The organism is Thalassobellus citreus (assembly GCF_044385915.1).
In the GTDB taxonomy this organism is placed as follows: domain Bacteria; phylum Bacteroidota; class Bacteroidia; order Flavobacteriales; family Flavobacteriaceae; genus Thalassobellus; species Thalassobellus citreus.
In genome coordinates, this window is record NZ_JBISCC010000109.1 from 37,080 (window position 1) to 56,730 (window position 19,651).

18 protein-coding genes are annotated in these 19,651 nt (G+C 30.5%); 6 read left to right on the forward strand and 12 right to left on the reverse strand.

Annotation, left to right across the window (positions count from 1 at the left end; genetic code table 11):
* Nucleotides 1–91: 91 nt before the first annotated feature.
* The 10 genes from ACH5TX_RS01665 to ACH5TX_RS01710 all read right to left on the reverse strand — a co-directional run bounded on the left by ACH5TX_RS01665 (nt 92) and on the right by ACH5TX_RS01710 (nt 12,485).
* Nucleotides 92–832, reverse strand: coding sequence for a shikimate dehydrogenase family protein (locus ACH5TX_RS01665; RefSeq protein WP_439337822.1), 741 nt, complete (start codon nt 830–832; stop codon nt 92–94).
* Nucleotides 829–1,845, reverse strand: coding sequence for a DUF368 domain-containing protein (locus tag ACH5TX_RS01670; protein ID WP_439337823.1), 1,017 nt, complete (start codon nt 1,843–1,845; stop codon nt 829–831). The genes ACH5TX_RS01665 and ACH5TX_RS01670 overlap by 4 nt, the downstream gene beginning before the upstream one ends.
* On the reverse strand, nt 1,845–2,765 hold the full coding sequence (locus tag ACH5TX_RS01675; RefSeq protein ID WP_439337824.1) for a polyprenyl-phosphate transporter: 921 nt from the start codon (nt 2,763–2,765) through the stop codon (nt 1,845–1,847). The genes ACH5TX_RS01670 and ACH5TX_RS01675 overlap by 1 nt, the downstream gene beginning before the upstream one ends.
* Before the next feature lie 52 nt (nt 2,766–2,817).
* Entirely contained in the window at nt 2,818–4,206 is a 1,389-nt protein-coding gene (locus ACH5TX_RS01680; protein ID WP_439337825.1) for a tetratricopeptide repeat protein, read from the reverse strand.
* A 166-nt stretch (nt 4,207–4,372) separates the two neighbouring features.
* Nucleotides 4,373–5,548, reverse strand: a complete 1,176-nt coding sequence (locus ACH5TX_RS01685; RefSeq protein WP_439337826.1) for an aspartate aminotransferase family protein — start codon at nt 5,546–5,548, stop codon at nt 4,373–4,375.
* 7 nt (nt 5,549–5,555) lie between these two features.
* The gene (locus tag ACH5TX_RS01690; RefSeq protein ID WP_439337827.1) at nt 5,556–7,709 is read right to left on the reverse strand and encodes an OstA-like protein; all 2,154 of its coding nucleotides are present in this window, start codon (nt 7,707–7,709) and stop codon (nt 5,556–5,558) included.
* Nucleotides 7,710–7,847: 138 nt separating this feature from the next.
* A complete protein-coding gene (locus tag ACH5TX_RS01695; RefSeq protein ID WP_439337828.1) occupies nt 7,848–9,131 on the reverse strand; it encodes an adenylosuccinate synthase in 1,284 nt (427 codons plus the stop codon).
* An 11-nt stretch (nt 9,132–9,142) separates the two neighbouring features.
* Nucleotides 9,143–9,595, reverse strand: a complete 453-nt coding sequence (locus ACH5TX_RS01700) for a Fur family transcriptional regulator (protein ID WP_439337829.1) — start codon at nt 9,593–9,595, stop codon at nt 9,143–9,145.
* A gap of 26 nt (nt 9,596–9,621) precedes the next feature.
* Nucleotides 9,622–11,841: a RelA/SpoT family protein gene (locus tag ACH5TX_RS01705; protein WP_439337830.1), complete on the reverse strand. Its 2,220-nt coding sequence runs from the start codon at nt 11,839–11,841 to the stop codon at nt 9,622–9,624.
* Nucleotides 11,842–11,912: 71 nt separating this feature from the next.
* Complete coding sequence (locus ACH5TX_RS01710) at nt 11,913–12,485, reverse strand: non-canonical purine NTP diphosphatase (protein ID WP_439337831.1); 573 nt, start codon at nt 12,483–12,485, stop codon at nt 11,913–11,915.
* A 167-nt stretch (nt 12,486–12,652) separates the two neighbouring features.
* Here ACH5TX_RS01710 and hpf point away from each other — a divergent pair, with 167 nt between their 5' ends.
* Nucleotides 12,653–12,952, forward strand: coding sequence for a ribosome hibernation-promoting factor, HPF/YfiA family (gene hpf, locus ACH5TX_RS01715; protein WP_439337832.1), 300 nt, complete (start codon nt 12,653–12,655; stop codon nt 12,950–12,952).
* A gap of 26 nt (nt 12,953–12,978) precedes the next feature.
* Here hpf and rlmH read toward each other — a convergent pair whose 3' ends face one another.
* Nucleotides 12,979–13,452, reverse strand: a complete 474-nt coding sequence (gene rlmH, locus ACH5TX_RS01720) for a 23S rRNA (pseudouridine(1915)-N(3))-methyltransferase RlmH (protein WP_439337833.1) — start codon at nt 13,450–13,452, stop codon at nt 12,979–12,981.
* A 131-nt stretch (nt 13,453–13,583) separates the two neighbouring features.
* Between rlmH and nadC the strand changes: the two genes are divergently transcribed.
* The 3 genes from nadC to priA all read left to right on the forward strand — a co-directional run bounded on the left by nadC (nt 13,584) and on the right by priA (nt 17,919).
* Nucleotides 13,584–14,444: a carboxylating nicotinate-nucleotide diphosphorylase gene (gene nadC, locus ACH5TX_RS01725; RefSeq protein ID WP_439337834.1), complete on the forward strand. Its 861-nt coding sequence runs from the start codon at nt 13,584–13,586 to the stop codon at nt 14,442–14,444.
* A gap of 76 nt (nt 14,445–14,520) precedes the next feature.
* Nucleotides 14,521–15,462: a YihY/virulence factor BrkB family protein gene (locus tag ACH5TX_RS01730; protein ID WP_439337835.1), complete on the forward strand. Its 942-nt coding sequence runs from the start codon at nt 14,521–14,523 to the stop codon at nt 15,460–15,462.
* Between the two features lie 3 nt (nt 15,463–15,465).
* Complete coding sequence (gene priA, locus ACH5TX_RS01735) at nt 15,466–17,919, forward strand: replication restart helicase PriA (protein WP_439337836.1); 2,454 nt, start codon at nt 15,466–15,468, stop codon at nt 17,917–17,919.
* 109 nt (nt 17,920–18,028) lie between these two features.
* On the opposite strand, the gene ACH5TX_RS01740 is transcribed toward priA, so the two are convergent.
* On the reverse strand, nt 18,029–18,724 hold the full coding sequence (locus ACH5TX_RS01740) for a LytR/AlgR family response regulator transcription factor (protein WP_439337837.1): 696 nt from the start codon (nt 18,722–18,724) through the stop codon (nt 18,029–18,031).
* A gap of 280 nt (nt 18,725–19,004) precedes the next feature.
* On the opposite strand from ACH5TX_RS01740, the gene rpsF reads away from it, so the two are divergent.
* Together rpsF and rpsR are read left to right on the forward strand one after the other, a co-directional pair.
* On the forward strand, nt 19,005–19,343 hold the full coding sequence (gene rpsF / locus ACH5TX_RS01745; RefSeq protein ID WP_439337838.1) for a 30S ribosomal protein S6: 339 nt from the start codon (nt 19,005–19,007) through the stop codon (nt 19,341–19,343).
* Nucleotides 19,343–19,642 (forward strand): 30S ribosomal protein S18, encoded by a 300-nt coding sequence (gene rpsR / locus ACH5TX_RS01750; protein ID WP_204244201.1) that lies wholly within the window; start codon nt 19,343–19,345, stop codon nt 19,640–19,642. Before rpsF ends, rpsR begins: the two co-directional genes overlap by 1 nt.
* The last annotated feature ends 9 nt before the right edge of the window (nt 19,643–19,651 follow it).

Here is a 19,651-nt window from a genome sequence, read left to right on the forward strand (position 1 = left end):
TAGGTTCATCAAATTACTTTCGCATTAAAGATACTAACAAGTATACTATTTACAAAAGAGAAGGAGGCTTTTAATAAAATAAAAAAGAGTTTTACTCTAAGTTCCAAATAGACCAAGCTTTTTCAGCTTGTAATTTTAGCATATTTAATCCGTTTTCTATTACAGCACCTTGTTCTCTTCCATGCTTTAGAAATGTAGTTTCTTCTGGATTATAAATTAAATCGAATAAAATGTGATGACTTGTAATACCGTTATATGGAATGTCTGGGCAATTGTCAATATTAGGAAAGGTACCCAAAGGCGTACAGTTTATTATTATTTGGTGTTCTTTAATAACAGTTTCTGTTAGGGTTTCATAGGTATAGCTAATACTTTCAGATTGTTTTCTTGAAACATATTTGTAATCTATTTTTAGTTTTTTTAAACTATAGGCGACAGCTTTACTAGCGCCACCTGTACCTAGTATTAAAGCTTTTTTATGATGTGGTTTTAACAATGGTTCAAGAGATTTTGAAAATCCATAGCAATCTGTATTATAACCAACTAATTTTCCTTTTTTTGTGATTTTTATGGTGTTAACGGCTCCAATAGCTTTAGCTTTTTTGTTTACCTTATCTAGAAACAGCATGACATCTTGTTTATAAGGAATGGTAACGTTTAGGCCTTTTAGGTTTGCTGTGTTTTTTACAATTGACGGAAATAAATCAATAGATTCAATATCAAAATTTTCATAAGTGGTGTTTTCAATATTTTCATCTTCAAATTTCTGTTTAAAATATGATCTTGAAAATGAGTATGATATATTTTTTCCTAAAAGTCCTAATTTGTTCATTTGTTTATTCTTGTTTTTTGCCCGTAAATTTCTAATGCTAAAACAATCGCAATTCCTAAAAAGACAAAGGCAATAGCATAATACGTTTCTGTATTTAATTCAGGGATGTAGCGTTCGTAATTTTGTATAATTTTTTTTCCTGTTGAATCTAGTAAAAAGCTACCATTTTCATGTATTTTGAAAATAGTTTTTTTCCATGGCCAAACAACACCTAAAGAGCCAACTATAAAGCCTATAATAGCCGAAAGCGTAATACTTTTATAATGCTTTAAAATATAACTTAGTACATGTGAAAAAGTAACTAACCCTGTTATTGATCCTAGAGTGAAGACAATAAGAACTTTTAGCATTCTTATACGTTCTGTATTTTCAATAAAGCTAAAATCACCTCCTAGAATTTCATAAGCAGTATCGTATAAAGCATTAACAGAATCGACTAGAAGCAGCACATAGTTTCCTAAAAGAATAAGAATGAAAGATCCTGAAAAACCAGGAAGAGTCATACCAGACACACTAATTATACCACAAAAAAACACAAACCATAGGTTGTCGTTTTCTGTGGCAGGATTTAAAAAACTAATACTTATTCCTAGCGCAATTCCAATAGCTAGAGAAAAGGATGTTTTATAATTCCAATCTTTAAAATCTTTATTTATATAATAAATAGAACCTATAATCATTCCGAAAAACACACTCCAAACATAGAGTTCATAATGTATTATAAGATAATCTAAAACTTTAGAAATGCTAAAGTAACTCACTATCATACCTAAGAAAAGCAACCCTAAGAAGCGTCCGTTAATATAGTTGTAAAAGCTTTTAAAGCGCCCATTAATAAGTAGCATAAAAGCTTTTCCGTTAATCTTTTTTAACGAATAAATAAATTCCTCATAAAAACCAGCAACAAATGCAACAACACCACCAGATACCCCAGGAACTTTATTCGCAGCCCCCATACCTAATCCTTTTAGAATAAGAAAAAGTTTATCGGTTAAAGTTCTGGTTTCTTGCATTACTGTTTCTTAGTGCCTAATCTTTCTAAAATAAAAATAGTTAAAAATCCAATAACCATTAAGCTTATTGCAAAAACGATTTGATTATCTCCATTAAAAGCAAATGGTGAGATGCTTTCTTGTGATAAAGGTGTTTTTATACCTTTTGAATCTGTATACCAGGATAAGGTGTTTTTCCACGGCCAAACTTTATTTAGTGAGCCAAAAATAAAGCCTGTAAGTATTGCTAAAGTGACATTATGGTAGTTTTTAAAAAGCCATTTTAATAAATGACTAAAACTTAATAAACCAACGGCAGCACCAGTAGCAAAAATGATTATTTTTTTTATATCAAAATCATGAAAAGCATTACTTAAGGTTTTGTAAGCACCAAGAATGATGAGAATAAAAGAGCCAGAAATCCCAGGTAAAATCATAGCGCAAATAGCAATAGCTCCAGCTATAAATAAGTGTAAAGAACTTTCATTGTTTGCTAGAGCAGGAAGGGATGTAATGTAATGAGCACTAATGGCTCCAATAATTAACGCTATAATAACTGTTATATTCCATTTGGTAATTTGTTTTCCAACAAAATAAATACTCGCTATTATAAGACCAAAAAAGAAGGACCAAATTAAAACAGGATGGTTTTCTAATAAATATTTGGCAAGCCTCATAAATGATATATAGCTAATGATAATACCACTTAGAAGTGATAAAATAAAATTTCCGTTTAGCGCTTTCCAAAAAGGTTTTATGCCTTCACTAAAAAGTGTTTTAAAAAGAGATGGTTTTACGTTACTAATTGTAGAAATTAATTCTTCATAAATACCAGAAATGAAAGCTATAGTACCACCAGAAACACCAGGTACAGCATCAGCAGCTCCCATAGCGACTCCTTTTATTGAAATAGTTAAATAATCTTTAAAGCGTCTTTGCATGTTTTGATTTTTATAAGAAAATCAAAGATATGTATTTTAACACGATGTTTAATTATAGATTTGTTTTTAGTAGATTTTTAACAAGTATTTTGTTAGAAACTTCAGGAAAAAGTTCTTCAATAATAAAAGCGTATTCTTCATTATATTTTAAGCCATTTTTTAAATGAAATATGCCTTTGTCATTTTCATTTAAAGAAAAATACAATCCAGCTAAGCGATATACTACTTCGGCACTTTCTGGGTGAAACTCTAAAGCTTGTTCAAAATTAATAGCTGCGGCTTCTGGCTCACCTAGTTTAATTAATAAATCGCCTCGAGATAGCCATGTGTTTAATTCGTAATTGCCTAGTTCTAATGTTTTTTTAAATCCGCGCTCAGCTTCTTCATAAAAGTTTAAACGTTGATTAATTTGGGAGAATAGCTTCCAATATATAACATTTTCAGTATCAATATTTATAGCTTTATTAATATAGTATAGAGCTTTTTTGTAATTCTTTTTTTTGTTATAATATTTAGTGATTGCAATCCAACCTTTATCTAGTAAAGGGTCTTCATGTACCGTTCTATCATAATACTGAAGCGCTAGCTCATCATTATTTAATTTTTCATAGCAAGAGCCTATATGTAATAACGCAAATGATGTGGGGTCATCTAATTTTAAAGTAATACTGTAATTTTCTATAGCTTCTTCGTAGCGTTTTAATTTTTCAAGAACTTTACCACGTTCTAGATAGGCGCCAATAAAAGTATCGTCAGAAATAATAGCAAAATCAAACGATGTTAATGCTTTTTCATATTCTTTTAAATTAAAATATTGTTTTCCTAATTGATGCCATGCTACTTCACAATACGGATTTTTATCTAAAAATAGGTTTAAATATTCTATAGCAGATTCATTCTGATTTAAAAATTCAAAGCAATAAATAATATTATAAAGCGCGGAGTAATCTTCTAAATCTTTCTCTAAGCATTTCATGAAATATGTTTTAGCATCTTCAAATTGGTCTAGAAATAAATATTCCATACCAATTAGAGAATATAAATCAACAACATCTTCCGTAAGTTCGATTGCTGTTTTTAAAACCTCAATAGCCTGTAAGTGCTCATCTTTTTTAGATAGAATATTTGCCTTTTGAATAAAAATTTCTTCATTCATGGGGTCTAAACTATAAAGCTCGTTTAAAAGAGAGTCGGCTTCAATAAGTTTATCTTCAAAAACATGTATTTCTACTTTAAAAAGTCTTAAATTAATGGAGGTAGGGTGTTGGTCTAAACCTAGTTTTATAGCTTTTTTTGCTAATGCTATTTTACCTTGATTTAGATAATGATGAATGATGTTTTCAAATTCTTCTGAATCGAAGAATAAAACACGATTCGTTTTTAACATCGATTCAAACTTAGTAAGCGGCAAGTTGTTATTGTCGTTATGACTAAACTCCATAAGCACATTTGTAAGGTTTCTACCTGAATAAATTTAAGATTCTATTCTGTTTTATGGGATTAATTAGATAAATGTTTTCAACAAAGTAATGAACAGTTGGATTTTTAGTGTTCCGATTTTTGTGTTATTAGTTGATTTTTAGAACTATGGGAGAGTTTTGTTAATTCTAAATATTATTCAAAATATTAATAATTATAGCACAACCTTTAGCTATTTCATCGTTTGATATGGTTAAAGGCGGTGTGATTCTTACAGCTTTAGGCTCAAAAAGTAACCAAAATAATATTAAACCTTGGTCTTGACTTTCTAAAACTATTCTATTTGTTATAGATTCTGAAGGTGTAATGATTGCAAGCATAAGACCAACTCCTCTTATTTCTTTTATTAAAGGATGTACTAAAAGTTTTCTAAATAGTTGTTCCTTTTCTAAGGCTTGCTGCATTAAATTACTAGTTGTAATTTCTTTTAACGTTGCTAAAGCCGAAGCAGCAATAACAGGATGTCCTCCAAATGTCGTTATGTGTCCTAATTTAGGATTGTCTTGAAGTAAATCCATTAAGCTACTAGAAGCTGTAAAGGCTCCAATAGGCATACCGCCACCTAAAGCTTTACCTGTTACTAAAATATCTGGAATACAATTATAATTTTGAAAACCAAAAAGGTTTCCAGTTCTACCAAACCCTGGTTGAATTTCATCTAAAATTAAAAGGGCTCCAACTTTATCACATTGTTGTCTTACTTTTTTTAAATAGTCATTTTTAGGAACAATAAAACCAGCACCACCTTGTATGGTTTCTAAAATAACACATGCTGTTTTTGTTGTAATTTGTTTTAAATCGTATTCGTTATTGAATTCTATGAATTTAACATCAGGAAGTAAAGGTCTAAAGGCTTGTTTACGTTCTTCATGTCCCATAATACTTAAAGACCCCATCGTATTACCATGATAAGCTTTGTTTGCAGCAATGATTTCGCTTCGTCCAGTAGCGCGTTTAGCTAATTTTAAAGCACCTTCAATAGCTTCAGTTCCAGAATTGGTTAAATAGGTTTTGTTTAATGAATCAGGAAGGTTTTCTGCTAATAGTTTAGCTAGTTCTACAGCTGGTTTTTGAGCATATTCACCATAAACCATGACGTGCATGTATTTATCTAGCTGATCTTTAATAGCATTAACTACTTTTGGGTGATTATGACCTAGTGGACAAGCAGATACGCCAGCAACAAAATCAAGATATGCTTCGTTTTTTGTGTTGTAAATATAACTTCCTTTGGCATGTGAAACTTCCATTGCTAAAGGGTGTGGTGATGTTTGTGCTTGGTATTTTAAGAAGTCTTGTTTCATTGTTTTTTTAATCTAACACTTCAAACAATTCAATATTCCAGATGTCAATGTTTTGAGTTGGTTTAGTTAAATAGATTACAACTCGAATTTTATTTCCATCGATTTCTTTATGACAACTAATAGTATGTTGAACCCATTTGGAGGTTAATTTTATTTTGGTTTTCTTGTAACGAGTAAAATCGTTACCAAACTCTTGAAGAGCAATATTTATATTACCTTTTCCTTTTAACCATAAATTTAATTTAAACTCTCCTTTTAATTTAGAAATTGTTTGAAAAAAATGTGGGTTTATAGCTGTCGTTTTACATGAGATTTTATCAGCAGTTTTAGTGCCATTTGGTGATATAACGGTATTTGGTTTTACAATAACATTTCTTTTATCCCAAATAGCATTATCAATCTCATTCTTGGATTTTAATAAATTTGTAGCGTTATTTTCTTTTTTAGTAATAATATTACTATAGTTAAAAATTGAAGTGTTTTTATGAGCTAATTCTATACGTTCAAGTAAATCATTATCAAAAAACGCATCTTGAGGAATATAATCATCTAGCCCTTTTATTATAGGTAAAACTAAAGGTTTATCATCTTTAAATAAATCTTCAACACTTAGTGGGCGTTCATCTTCTCTCCAATCAAAACCTTTTAGGAATTGTTCTTTTTCAGGGTATTGCGATTGTGGATATGTTTTTCCATCAGCTTGATTAATTCTATTGTATTCTTCAATATCTCCATTTTCAAATAACATGGAGATACTTCCAGATTTAGCTTTATCTATCCCGATAAGTTCATCTTTATCATTTCTAAGGTAAAAAATAGATTCAGCATTTTTATTAATATTTATTTTTCGTAAGGTGTTTTCTTTGTTAAACCAACCTTTTAAGTGTATACCATAAATTTGACTATAACCATTATCACTCAGGGTATCTTTGTTTATAATAAAAGCATTGTTGTATACCAAAAGTGAATCTAGCTTTTCTGTTTTTGGATTTGAAATTAGATGTATTGTGTCTCCAGTCATTTGGCTTTTTATATTCCAAAGAATGGGTTTGCGTTTTGTAGAAAAGGCATCACTAGAGTCAAAACGATCTAAATTAATTAATTGTGTTAATCCTGTTTTTTGATCGGCATGAATAGAATCTGCCTTTGCACTTATATCTGATTTATAAAGTTTAGCATTATAATACGCTTTTACAATTCGATGTTCTGGTTTACCTGTTACCATAATTTTATTGGCATGCATATAAATAGAATCATTTTCTTGAACTGTTATGGCTAAAGCTCGTTTAGTAATAAAAAGCGAGTCTTTTTCTTTAAAAACTTCAGCGTAATGTCCTTTTATAATACTATGGTTTAAAGTATCTGTTACTTTTATGTTGTTGGTAGCAGAGGCAAAATTAATATTATTGTCAAAATATAAACTATCGCCTAAAATTTCTCTATCATCATAATCTATTTTTGCATTTTTAAGTGCATAGCCTACTTTGTTTTCGGTATCATAAAACCCTTTTTCGCAATAGGTTTTACTTGTTTCTGTTGTAATTGTTGATGGACCAAATAAAAAGGCGAGACCTGTTTCTGAATAAAAATCGAAAAAGTTAGAATTTATTGTAACGTCTTTATTTACAAGAACCACATTTTCTACAAATTGATACTTTTTAAGATTCATATAATAACGACCTATTTTACTAGTAATAGTACCTGATGAATCTTTAACAACCGTTCCTCCATTTTTATAAAAGGATTGTTGTTTTAATTTGTCATAATATAATGTATCGGATGTAATAGTAGAATTTGGATCTTTTAACACTACTTCGCCACTAGCAAACGCTAATTCCGTTTCACCACTATATTCTAAATATTTTGAGGTCATATTGATCGTGTCGCCTTCTATCATTCGTACATGACCATAAGCCTCAATAAATTTTTCTTTTCTGTATTGGATAGCTTTATCACACCAAAGATCAATGCTTCCATGTTTTATGTGAACTTGTTGCGAATCATCACGTGTCATTGTGATAGCACCAGGAGCTTTTTCTTCATCAATGGTTGTTGTACCTGCATATTCAATTTTTATCTGCTTCTTTTCTTGAGCTTGTATGTTTGTTACTGAAACAAAACAAAATAATATTATAAAAAATATAGATGGTAGTCTATTCAAAATATAAAAGATTTGTGACAAAAATAACGATTAATATGATGTTTAATTATCTGTTGGCTTTTTTTTGTGATTTTGTTTGAAACAAAAAACGCTCCAAAAATGATTTGGAGCGTTTAAATATATTTAATAGTTTATTTCTTAAACTAATTGTTGTCTAAAAATAGTTTGTTTTCTGTCTGGTCCAACAGATACAATAGTAATAGGCGTTTCTAATTCTTTTTCTAAAAACTCAATATACTCATTTAAGGCTTTTGGTAATTGAGATGTTTCAGACATACCTGTTAAATCTTCAGACCAACCATTAAATTCTGTATAAACTGGCTCTACATTTTCTGGCTCAATATTATAAGGGAAGTGTTCTATAACTTCTCCTTTATATTTGTATGCAGTACATACTTTTAAGGTTTCAAAACCAGAAAGTACGTCACCCTTCATCATCATTAATTGTGTTACACCATTAACTTGACAAGCGTATTTTAAAGCTACTAAATCTAACCAACCACAACGACGAGGTCTTCCTGTTGTTGCTCCAAACTCGTTACCAATACGAGCCATTTCTTGTCCGTCTTTATCAAATAATTCGGTAGGGAATGGGCCAGAACCCACACGAGTTGTATATGCTTTAAAGATACCAAAAACATCGCCTATTTGGTTAGGAGCGACTCCTAAACCAGTACAAGCACCTGCTGCTGTTGTATTACTTGATGTTACAAAAGGGTAGGTTCCAAAATCAATATCTAATAATGATCCTTGAGCACCTTCAGCAAGAATGGTTTTTCCAGTTTTTTGTGCTTGATACACATATTCTTCAGAATCAATAAACTTTAACGATTTTAAAACGTCGATAGCTTTAAAGAATTCTGCTTCAAGTTCTTTTAAATCATATTCAATATCTACATCGTAAAACGCAATCATAGATTCATGCTTATCAGCTAAAGATCTATAGCGTTCTTTCCAATCGGCTAATTCTAAATCGCCTACACGAATACCATTTCTACCGGTTTTATCCATATAAGTTGGTCCTATACCTTTTAAAGTAGAACCAATTTTTGCTTTACCTTTTGAAGCTTCACTAGCAGCATCAAGTAAACGGTGTGTTGGTAAAATAATATGTGCTTTACGAGAAATAACTAAAGATTTTCTGTAATCTACATCTTGCTCTTCAAGTTTGTCTAACTCAGCTTTAAAAATAACAGGATCTATAACCACACCATTTCCAACTAAGTTGGTTTTGCCTTCGTGGAAAATTCCTGAAGGAATGGTATGTAAAACATGTTTTTTTCCGTTAAATACAAGGGTGTGTCCTGCGTTTGGGCCTCCTTGAAAACGTGCAATAATATTGTAGTTAGTGGTAAGTACGTCAACAATTTTTCCTTTGCCTTCGTCTCCCCATTGTAATCCTAGTAGTAAATCTACTGCCATTGTAAAATTAGTTAATTGGTTGATTTTCTATTTCCGTAGAAATAAAGTGAATGATTGTTAATTTCGATATCGAAAACTTCTTCGATTGTTTTTTTGATAGATTGAATTCTTGGATCACAAAACTCAATAACTTCACCTGTATCGGTTAGTATCACGTGATCATGTTGTCTATCAAAATATGATTTTTCGTAATGAGCTTGGTTTTGTCCAAATTGATGTTTTCTTACCAAACCACATTCTAAAAGTAATTCTATAGTGTTGTATAAAGTTGCACGAGACACACGATATTTTTTGTTTTTCATGTTAAGATATAGCGATTCTATATCAAAATGCTCTGTGCTATTGTAAATTTCTTGTAGTATAGCGTAACGTTCAGGTGTTTTTCGGTGCCCGTTGTTTTCTAAAAAGTTAGTGAATACACTTTTTACTATGTCTTGATTTTTTGTATCTGTCTTTGCATTCATAATTTCGTCGCAAATTTACACTTTTTTTACAGTCTAGTAACCTTATCTATACCATTAATTTTTTTTAGCTTCTCAATTAGCTTTTTTACAAGCGTTTTATTTTTAACAACAACACTGATTTTTCCTGAGAATAAACCGTCATCACTATCAAAACTTAAGCTCTTCATATTCACATGCATATTACCAGAAATAATTTTAGTAATATCATTTACTAATCCAATATGGTCAATTCCTGTAATTGCAATTTTTGCGGCAAATTCTTGTTGAGAAGAGTCTACCCATTTAGCAAGCATGATTCTATATGCATAGTTAGATTGTAAAGTTAAGGCATTTGGACAATTTTTTTTATGAACTTTAATACCTTCAGTTACTGTTAAAAAACCAAAAACACCATCACCTGGAATAGGATTACAACAATTTGATAGTTTATAATCTAATTTCTCTTCCTCTTTACCAAATACTAGCGAGTCATACTTTGCGGTTATTTCATCTTTTTCTAAATCTTCTTTTTTAACATTTGCTTTTCTAGTTATTTTATTTTTAATAAAACTCATTAAAGCATTATTCCTAGAGGAAGCATAGTCTTTTATCATGGTATTGTCTATAGTACCAAGTCCCACCCTGTAAAATAAATCTAAACTGGTATTGAGTTTAAAATAATTAACAAGTTCGTTAATAGAGTTTTCATTTAAAGTAATTTTAAGTTGTTTTAATTTTCTTCTTAAAATTTCTTTACCTTCTTCTCCAATGCGTTTTTTATCTTCTTTTAAAGCAGATTTAATTTTAGTTCTTGCTCTTGCTGTTGTTGCATAATCTAGCCAATTGGCATTTGGTTTTGCACTTTCTGAGGTTAATATGTCTACTTGATCGCCGCTTTTTAGCTCGTGACTTAGCGGAACGAGTTTACCGTTTACTTTTGCGCCACGAGTTTTCATACCAACTTCTGTATGAATACTAAAGGCAAAATCTAACGAAGTAGCACCTTTGGGTAGTGATTTTAAATCTCCATTAGGGGTGAATACAAATATTTCTTTTGAATATAAATTGAGTTTAAACTGTTCAACAAAATCTACAGCATTTGTTTCTGGGTTTTCTAAAGCTTCTTGTAGCCTGTTTATCCAGCCTTCTAAATTATCTTCTTTTTCGTTTTCTTGTTTGTATTTATAATGTGCCGCATAGCCTTTTTCTGCAATTTCGTTCATGCGCTCACTACGTATTTGGACTTCTACCCAACGTCCTTTTGGTCCCATTACAGTTATGTGTAACGCTTCGTAACCCGTGCCTTTTGGAGATGAGATCCAATCGCGAAGTCTAATAGGGTTAGGTCTAAAATGGTCTGTTACAATAGAATAGATTTTCCAAGCCAAAAACTTTTCGTTAGCAGCATCACTTTTATAAATAATTCTAATTGCAAATTTATCATAGACTTCATCAAAAGAAACACCTTGTTTCATCATTTTCTTTCTTATTGAAAAAATTGATTTTGGGCGTCCTTTAATAGTGTAATTAAAATGTTCTTTATCTAAAGAAATTTTTATAACATCGCTAAATTGTTCAATGTATTTATCTTGTTCTTCTTTGCTTTCTTTTGTCTTGTTTAGAATATCGAAATAAACTTCCGGTTCAGTATATCTAAGCGCTAAATCTTCTAATTCGGTTTTTATATTATAAAGACCTATTCTATGAGCTAAAGGTGCGTATATATATAAGGTCTCCGATGCTATTTTTTCTTGCTTATCGGGGCGCATAGAATCCATAGTTTGCATATTATGGAGTCTATCGGCTATTTTAATAATAATAACACGTACATCATCATTAAGAGTCAGTAGCATTTTTCTGAAATTTTCAGCCTGTAAAGACACATCCATGTCTTTTTCTTTACTTAATGATGAGATTTTGGTAAGTCCTCCAACTATAGTTGCAACGGACTTACCAAACAGTTTTTCAATATCTTCAATTTCATAATCAGGACTGTCTTCAACCACATCATGAAGTAATGCTGATGCTATAGAAGTGGCATCTAAACCAATTTCTTGTGCTACAATTTTTGCCACCGCTATAGGGTGGAAAATATAAGCTTCTCCAGATTTTCTGCGTTGATTTTTATGGCCATCTAAGGCTGTGTCAAAAGCTTTTCTAATTAGTTTTTTATCATCATCAGTAAGTGTTGTATAACTAACTTTTAATAACTCTTTGTAAGCTTTTGTTATGGCTGCGTTTTCTTTTTCTATATCATCCTCTGTCATAAATTAAAAATAACATAAAGAAAATTAACAACCAACAGGATTTTAGTTTTTGTTGTTATTTTTTTTAAGATTTATGAATTCAGAAATTCTACAAGTAGAGTGATTGCTTTACCGCGATGCCCGATACTGTTTTTTAGGCTCAAATCCATTTCGGCAAATGTTTGTTCGTAGCCGTTAGGTTTAAAAATAGGGTCGTAGCCAAAACCTTTTTTACCGCTTTTATTAGTCGTTATTTCACCTTCGCAAATACCTGTAAAATTATGTTGTTTGTCGTTTATTATTAAACTAACAACAGTTTTAAATTGGGCATTTCTATTGTCTAAATCATTTAAGTTTTTAAGTAACAAATCCATATTTTCACTTGCATCGCGTTTTTCTCCAGCATAACGTGCAGAATAAACACCAGGATCACCATTTAGAGCTTCAACTTCAAGACCGGTATCGTCAGCAAAACAATTGTAACCATAATGCTCTTTTACATATTGTGCTTTTTGAATAGCATTGCCTTCTATTGTTTTTTGTGTTTCAGGAATATCTTCAAAGCAACCAATGTCTTTTAAGCTTAAAAGTTTTATATAGTTAGGTATTAAAGATTGAACTTCTTTAAGTTTGTTAAGGTTGTTTGTTGCAAAAACGAGTTTCATAATATAAAATGTATCAAGCAAAAGTACTATTATAATCATTTATAATAATAAGGTAGTGCTAAATTTCTAATGAAAAATTTACAACCATTTTATGATTTTTGTTATTTAGATTTGTTTTAAATTTTGTATCTTAGGATAGAATTATTAACCTAAAAAAAGAATTGAATATGACTGTAAATTTTGAATATGTAGGCGTAGATGTAAGTGAAACACTTTCAGCTTTCACTGAAGAAAAATTAGATAAATTATTTAATAGATATGAATTTTTAATAAATGCAACGGTTCATTTTAAACAAGAAGGACAAGAGCATGAAGCAGGTAAAATTTGTAATATAGAATTAAGCCTTCCTGGACCTAGAATTTTTGCAACTTCTAACGAGCGTAATTTTGAAGTGTCAGTAAGAGAAACTATTAGTGATTTAGAGCGTCAATTAAAAAAGCGTAAGCAAGTTTATAAAACACATTAATTAAATAGCTTAAAAATGTGTTTTTTTTACCTGTGATGATAAGGTTCGTTTTTTAAAATAGTAAACCCTCTATAAAGTTGTTCTATAATAAAAAGTCTAACCATTTGATGGGAAAATGTCATTTTAGACAATGATATTTTCCCATTTGCTTTTTTATAAATGTCTTCAGAAAAACCATAAGGTCCTCCAATAACAAAAACAAGTTGTTTGATACCTGAATTCATATGTTTTTGTAAGTAAGCCGAAAATCCAACAGAATCTAATTGTTTGCCGTTTTCATCTAGTAAAATTAAAATATCAGTATTATTCAGCTTTTTTAAAATAAGTTCACCTTCTTTTTGCTTTTGTTGTGCTTCGCTTAAGTTTTTTACGTTTTTTATATCAGGAATAATGTCTAAAGAGAAATTAATATAAAAACCTAAGCGCTTTTGGTATTCAGTAATTAAAGCCAAAAGTTCTTTGTTGTCTGTTTTGCCAATGGCGAGTAATTTGATAGTCATAATAGCAAAATTAGCATTTTATATTTGTTAAAAATGAATTTAAATAGTGATAATTTGTGAAATTCATAAGTTTAAATTTATAAAAGTAAATCAATTTCTTATTTTTGTTAAAAACAAACTAACCAAACAATATGATTACACAAGAACAATTTGATAGCGAAATAAAAATGATAATTGCAAATGCAATTAGAGAAGATGTAGGAGACGGCGATCATAGTTCATTAGCTTGTATACCTGAAAATGCAAGAGGAAGAGCTAAACTTTTAGTTAAAGATAAAGGGATTATAGGTGGCGTTAATTTTGCTAAAAAAGTATTTGCTTACGTAGATAAAAGATTAAAATTAGATGTGCTGATTGAAGATGGTTCAGAAGTGACTTTTGGAGATATTGTTATGTATGTTGAAGGACCTTCCCAATCTATTTTAAAGGCAGAACGAACAGTTTTGAATGCTATGCAACGTATGAGTGCTATTGCTACAAAAACTAGAATGTTTGTAGATCTATTAGAAGGTACAAAAACAAGAATTTTAGATACGCGTAAAACAACTCCAGGTATTCGAGTGTTAGAAAAATGGGCTGTTAAACTTGGCGGAGGTGAAAATCATAGATTTGCTTTATATGATATGATAATGTTAAAAGATAATCATATAGATTTTGCTGGAGGTATTACAAAAGCGATAGATATGGCTAAAGCCTATTTAAAAGAAACTGGTAAAAATCTAGATATTATGGTTGAAGCTAGAGATTTGGCTGAAGTAGAAGAGATTTTGAAAAGTGATGGTGTTTATAGAATTTTAATTGATAATTTTGATTACGAAGACACAAGAAAAGCTGTTAAAATGATAGGTAATAAATGTCTTACCGAATCTTCAGGAAATATTAATGAAGCTACTATACGTCATTATGCCGAATGTGGTGTAAACTACATTTCATCAGGAGCTTTAACGCATTCTGTACATAATATGGACTTAAGTTTAAAAGCAGTAAAATAATTAGTTTTACAAGTAGTAAGTAATTGTATTCTTCTTTATTTTGATAACTTTGCTATAAATTTAAAGCAAATTATTAATGACAAAACCTATTGAAGACAAACTAGATAAAATTCCTGTAATTAATATCTTAGTGCGGTTTTTTAAACAATTTAAATTACCAGGTCTTGAAGGGTTGTCGTTTTACGATTTGTTAGAGCTTTATATAACAGGTATTGTAAGAGGTGCATTAACTACAAGAGCAAGTGCTATTGCGTTTAGCTTTTTCATGGCTTTGTTTCCTTTTTTGTTATTTGTTTTAATAATTATTCCAGAAATACCAATAGATAATTTTCAGAAAGAATTCATGGACTTTTTGGAGTCTTTTTTGCCACCAACTACTTCCGAATTTTTCTTTCATAATATTTTTGAAAACATTGAAAATTCTCAAAGAGGCGGCTTGTTGTCCTCCGTTTTTGTTTTATCAATAGCATTAATGGCAAATGGTGTTAATGCTGTGTTTTCTGGGTTTGAAAATTCGTATCATGAGCAATTACCCCGTAATGTTATTAAGCAATATTTATATGCGTTGGGGATTGCATTAATATTAGCGTTCCTACTTATTATTACTATAGCGGTTTTAGGATATTTTCAAATTTATGTTGTTGAAGGGGTTATTGATGCTTTAGAAACACGAGGTTATGAAACAGGTTCGCAGAGTATTATTTGGACAGATATTGCTAAATACGTCTTTTTTGTAATGATGGTATATTTGGCAACAGCAACATTGTATTATTTTGGAACAAAAGAAGGGAGGCTTTCTAATTTCTTTTCAGTGGGTGCTTTATTTACCACTTGTCTTATTATAGTAACTTCATATTTATTTGGCGTTTATATTGAAAATTTTGGTCAGTATAATAAGCTATACGGATCTATTGGAGCGCTTTTAGTTTTGTTGTTTTATTTGTGGCTTAATGCTAATATTTTATTGTTAGGTTACGAATTAAATGCATCTTTGAATAAACTACGTAAAAGGTGTTAGTTTATGCAGTATTTTATAGATGTAATTATCCCTGTTCCGCTTAAAAAGCTATTTACTTATGGTATAACAGCCTCTGAAGCTGAATTTTTAAAACAAGGAATGCGTGTTGCGGTACCTTTTGGGAAATCTAAAATATATACAGGCATTGTTTTTAGTATACATAATGATGCACCAACGGCATACGAATCTAAAGATATTCAACAAATTTTAGATGAAACACCTATTGTAAATGCTAAGCAATTACAATTATGGCAGTGGATAGCGAGTTATTACATGTGTACTTTGGGCGATGTTATGCGAGCTGCTTTACCAAGTGGTTTTATTTTAGAAAGTGAAACAATAGTTACTAAGAATAGTGTTAATATTATAGATGAGTCTGTTTTAAAAGATGATGAGTTTTTGGTTTATGAAGCTTTGCAACATCAGTCATCATTAAAAATTCATGATATATCTAATATTCTTGATAAAAAGAATGTGCTTCCTGTTATTAAGCGTTTGATAGAAAAAGAAGCAATTTCGGTTGAAGAAGAGGTGTATGAAAAATATAAACCTAAGTTGGTTAGGTATGTTAAATTACATTCTAATTTTTCTTCAGAAACAGCGCTTAAACAATTGTTAGATGATTTAAGTAGAGCGCCTAAGCAGAAACAGGTAGTTATGACCTTGTTTTCTGTATCCGCAACAACAAAGAAACCTGTAAAAGTTTCCGATTTATCAACAGAAAGTAATGCATCTACATCCATTATAAAAACATTAATAGATAAAGGTGTTTTTGAAGAATATCATATTCAAACAGACCGTGTACAATATTCAGGAGACGATAATGAGGATACAAAACACCTTAATGCATATCAAGAAACCGCATTAAAAGAAATAAAAGAATCTTTTAAAACTCATAATGTTTCGTTGTTGCATGGTGTTACTTCATCTGGTAAAACCGAAGTGTATGTAAAATTGATAGAAGAAGTTTTAAGTACTGGTAAGCAAGTTTTGTATTTGTTACCAGAAATTGCGCTTACCACACAATTAGTCACTAGACTTCAAAATTATTTTGGAGAACAAGTAGCGGTTTTTCATTCTAAATATTCAACGCATGAACGTGTTGAGGTTTGGAATAACGTTTTAGATCATTCCGCGAAAGCGAAAATAGTATTAGGCGCACGTTCTTCTATATTTTTACCTTTTGATAATTTAGGATTGATTATAGTAGACGAGGAACATGAACAATCCTTCAAGCAATTTGATCCAGCACCTCGTTATCATGCTAGAGATACTGCGGTTGTATTAGCTTATATGCACGAAGCAAAAATTCTTTTAGGATCGGCAACACCTAGTTTAGAAAGTTATTTTAATGCCAAACAAAATAAATATGGTTTTGTTGAATTAATGCATCGCTTTAATGATGTGTTAATGCCAGACATTGAATTGGTAGATATTAAAGAGAAACAGAAAAAAAAGCTCATGAAAGGGCATTTTAGTGATCGGCTTATTTTAGAAATGACTGAAACTTTAGCAGAAGGGCATCAAATTATATTGTTTCAAAACAGACGCGGGTTTTCTCCTATAGTAGAGTGTAATACGTGTGGCTTGTCTCCGCAGTGTCCTAATTGTGATGTGAGTTTAACCTATCATCAATACAGGCATCAATTGCGTTGTCATTATTGTGGGTATGTAGAAGCGATGTTAAAAACGTGTAAAGCTTGCGGAAGTAGTGAAATAGATAGTAAAGGTTTTGGCACCGAGCAAATAGAAGCAGAGGTAAAATTGTTGTTCCCAGAACATAATGTTGCAAGAATGGATTTAGATACCACACGTGGAAAATATGGTTACGAAAAAATTATTACAGCATTAGAGCAGCAAGAGATTGATATTTTGGTTGGAACACAAATGCTTACCAAAGGCTTAGATTTTAGAAATGTGAAGCTTGTTGGTATTATGAATGCCGATAATATGTTGAACTTTCCTGATTTTAGAGCACACGAACGAAGTTTTCAACTCATGTTGCAAGTTGCGGGTAGGGCAGGACGTACCGAAGAACGCGGTAAGGTTTTAATACAAACGTATAATCCGTATCATAATATATTACAGCAAGTATCTACCAATAATTATGTAGATATGTTTAACGAGCAAATGAATGATCGTTATAACTTTAAATATCCCCCAATTTACAAACAGATAAAAATTACTTTAAAACATAAAGACTATAATAGGGTAGAAACGGCTTCTATTTGGTTTGCTAAATCGTTGCGACAGGTTTTTGGAGATTTGGTTTTAGGACCAGAGTCGCCACCTGTAGCCAGAATTAGAAATCAGTTTCATAAAAACATATTGGTAAAGATTCCTAAAAAGCAATCTTTATCAAAAACAAAAGAAGCTATCGTTAAAATAAACAACAGCTTCTTTAGTGTAAAAGATTTTCGGTCAGTTAAAGTAATTTTAAATGTCGATAACTTCTAGTGAAATAGAAATTTATTCAATTTCGTAATTGAACTAGTCCTTGTAAAAATCGGGATCTTATCAAGTATAAGAGAAACTGAAACAAGTTCAGTTTAATAAAGCTAAGCTTCTAAATATTATTTAAAGCATCAACTAGTTGGGTTTTCTTATTTCTACTCAAAGGAATTTCATAAGTACCAACTTCAACATTTTTACTATTAAACCTGTCAATTTTATCAAGGTTTACAATATAAGATTTGTGGATTCTTAAAAACTTGCCTTCAGGTAATTCAGCTTCAAAAGATTTCATAGTAGATAAAACTACTAAGCTATTTTCTTCGGTTACTAATTTTACATAATCGCCAAGTGCTTCAATCCATTTAATATCTTTAATGTAAACTTTACGTTTTTTAAGATTACTTTTTACAAAAATATGTTCACCTTCTTCTTCGTTAAAGTCTAAAGTCAATTTGTGTTGTTCTAAAGCTTTGTCTACAGAGGTATTGAAACGTTCTCTTGTAATTGGTTTGTGTAAGTAATCGGTAGCATCGTAATTAAATGCTTTAAAAGCATATTCGGTTTTACCGGTTACAAAAATAATTTGGGGTTTGTTGTTTAATACGTCTAAAAGTTCAAATCCATTTAGCACTGGCATTTCAATGTCTAAAAAAATTAAATCAACTTGATGCGTATTTAAACCATTCTTTGTTTCTATAGCACTACTATACTCAGCTATTAAGTTAAGAGATGGGTGGTTCTCCACAAGCTTAACAATAGAGAGACGTTGTATTGCTGAATCGTCTACTACTACACAGTTTAAAGTCATAACATTTATATTATTTCGGTTAAGATATCGACAATAGTACAAAAAATTCGGCTAAAAACCAAAAATCATCGTTTAAATGCATTAATTAACAAAATTTTAACACATGTAAATGGTTTGTATAACAAGTCAAATATATTGTTTAACTATATATATTGATAATTATTTTATTATAAAATATTAACAATGTGAAATGGATAAAAATTAAGGTGAATATATTGTTGTTTTATATATATGTATTTGCTACTTTTGCACCCAATTTTTAACAATAAACACGATTTTTATGAATCATTATGAAACTGTTTTCATCTTAAATCCCGTTTTATCTGAAGATCAGATAAAGGAAACAGTAAAGAAATACGAAGATTTTCTTGTTTCTAACGGCGCTAAGATGGTATCAAAAGAGGATTGGGGACTAAAAAAGTTAGCTTACCCTATTCAAAACAAAAAAAGTGGTTTTTACCATTTATTTGAGTACACTGTACCTGGAGATGTAATTAACCAATTAGAAGTAGAGTTTAAACGTGATGAGCGTTTTATGCGTTATTTAACAGTATCGTTAGATAAGCATGCTATTTCATGGGCAGAGAGAAGAAGAGTTAAACTTAAACAAAAAGCTTAATTATGTCATCAATAGAACAACAATCTAAAGGAAAAAAAGACGGAGAAATTAGATATTTAACTCCGCTTAACATCGATACTAATAAGGCTAAGAAATATTGTATGTTTCAAAAGTCTGGAATCAAGTATGTTGATTACAAAGATCCAGATTTTTTAATGCGCTTTATAAACGAGCAAGGTAAAATTTTACCAAGACGTTTAACAGGTACATCATTAAAGTATCAAAGAAAAGTTGCTGTTGCTGTAAAAAGAGCACGTCACTTAGCTTTAATGCCTTATGTAGCAGATTTATTAAAATAAAATACCGAT

Coding starts and splice junctions, on each gene's coding strand:
- ACH5TX_RS01665 (WP_439337822.1), bottom strand. CDS start 832: ATGAACAAATTAGGACTTTTAGGAAAAAATATATCATACTCATTTTCA.
- ACH5TX_RS01670 (WP_439337823.1), bottom strand. CDS start 1,845: ATGCAAGAAACCAGAACTTTAACCGATAAACTTTTTCTTATTCTAAAA.
- ACH5TX_RS01675 (WP_439337824.1), bottom strand. CDS start 2,765: ATGCAAAGACGCTTTAAAGATTATTTAACTATTTCAATAAAAGGAGTC.
- ACH5TX_RS01680 (WP_439337825.1), bottom strand. CDS start 4,206: ATGGAGTTTAGTCATAACGACAATAACAACTTGCCGCTTACTAAGTTT.
- ACH5TX_RS01685 (WP_439337826.1), bottom strand. CDS start 5,548: ATGAAACAAGACTTCTTAAAATACCAAGCACAAACATCACCACACCCT.
- ACH5TX_RS01695 (WP_439337828.1), bottom strand. CDS start 9,131: ATGGCAGTAGATTTACTACTAGGATTACAATGGGGAGACGAAGGCAAA.
- ACH5TX_RS01700 (WP_439337829.1), bottom strand. CDS start 9,595: ATGAATGCAAAGACAGATACAAAAAATCAAGACATAGTAAAAAGTGTA.
- ACH5TX_RS01705 (WP_439337830.1), bottom strand. CDS start 11,841: ATGACAGAGGATGATATAGAAAAAGAAAACGCAGCCATAACAAAAGCT.
- ACH5TX_RS01710 (WP_439337831.1), bottom strand. CDS start 12,485: ATGAAACTCGTTTTTGCAACAAACAACCTTAACAAACTTAAAGAAGTT.
- hpf (WP_439337832.1), top strand. CDS start 12,653: ATGACTGTAAATTTTGAATATGTAGGCGTAGATGTAAGTGAAACACTT.
- rlmH (WP_439337833.1), bottom strand. CDS start 13,452: ATGACTATCAAATTACTCGCCATTGGCAAAACAGACAACAAAGAACTT.
- nadC (WP_439337834.1), top strand. CDS start 13,584: ATGATTACACAAGAACAATTTGATAGCGAAATAAAAATGATAATTGCA.
- ACH5TX_RS01730 (WP_439337835.1), top strand. CDS start 14,521: ATGACAAAACCTATTGAAGACAAACTAGATAAAATTCCTGTAATTAAT.
- priA (WP_439337836.1), top strand. CDS start 15,466: ATGCAGTATTTTATAGATGTAATTATCCCTGTTCCGCTTAAAAAGCTA.
- ACH5TX_RS01740 (WP_439337837.1), bottom strand. CDS start 18,724: ATGACTTTAAACTGTGTAGTAGTAGACGATTCAGCAATACAACGTCTC.
- rpsF (WP_439337838.1), top strand. CDS start 19,005: ATGAATCATTATGAAACTGTTTTCATCTTAAATCCCGTTTTATCTGAA.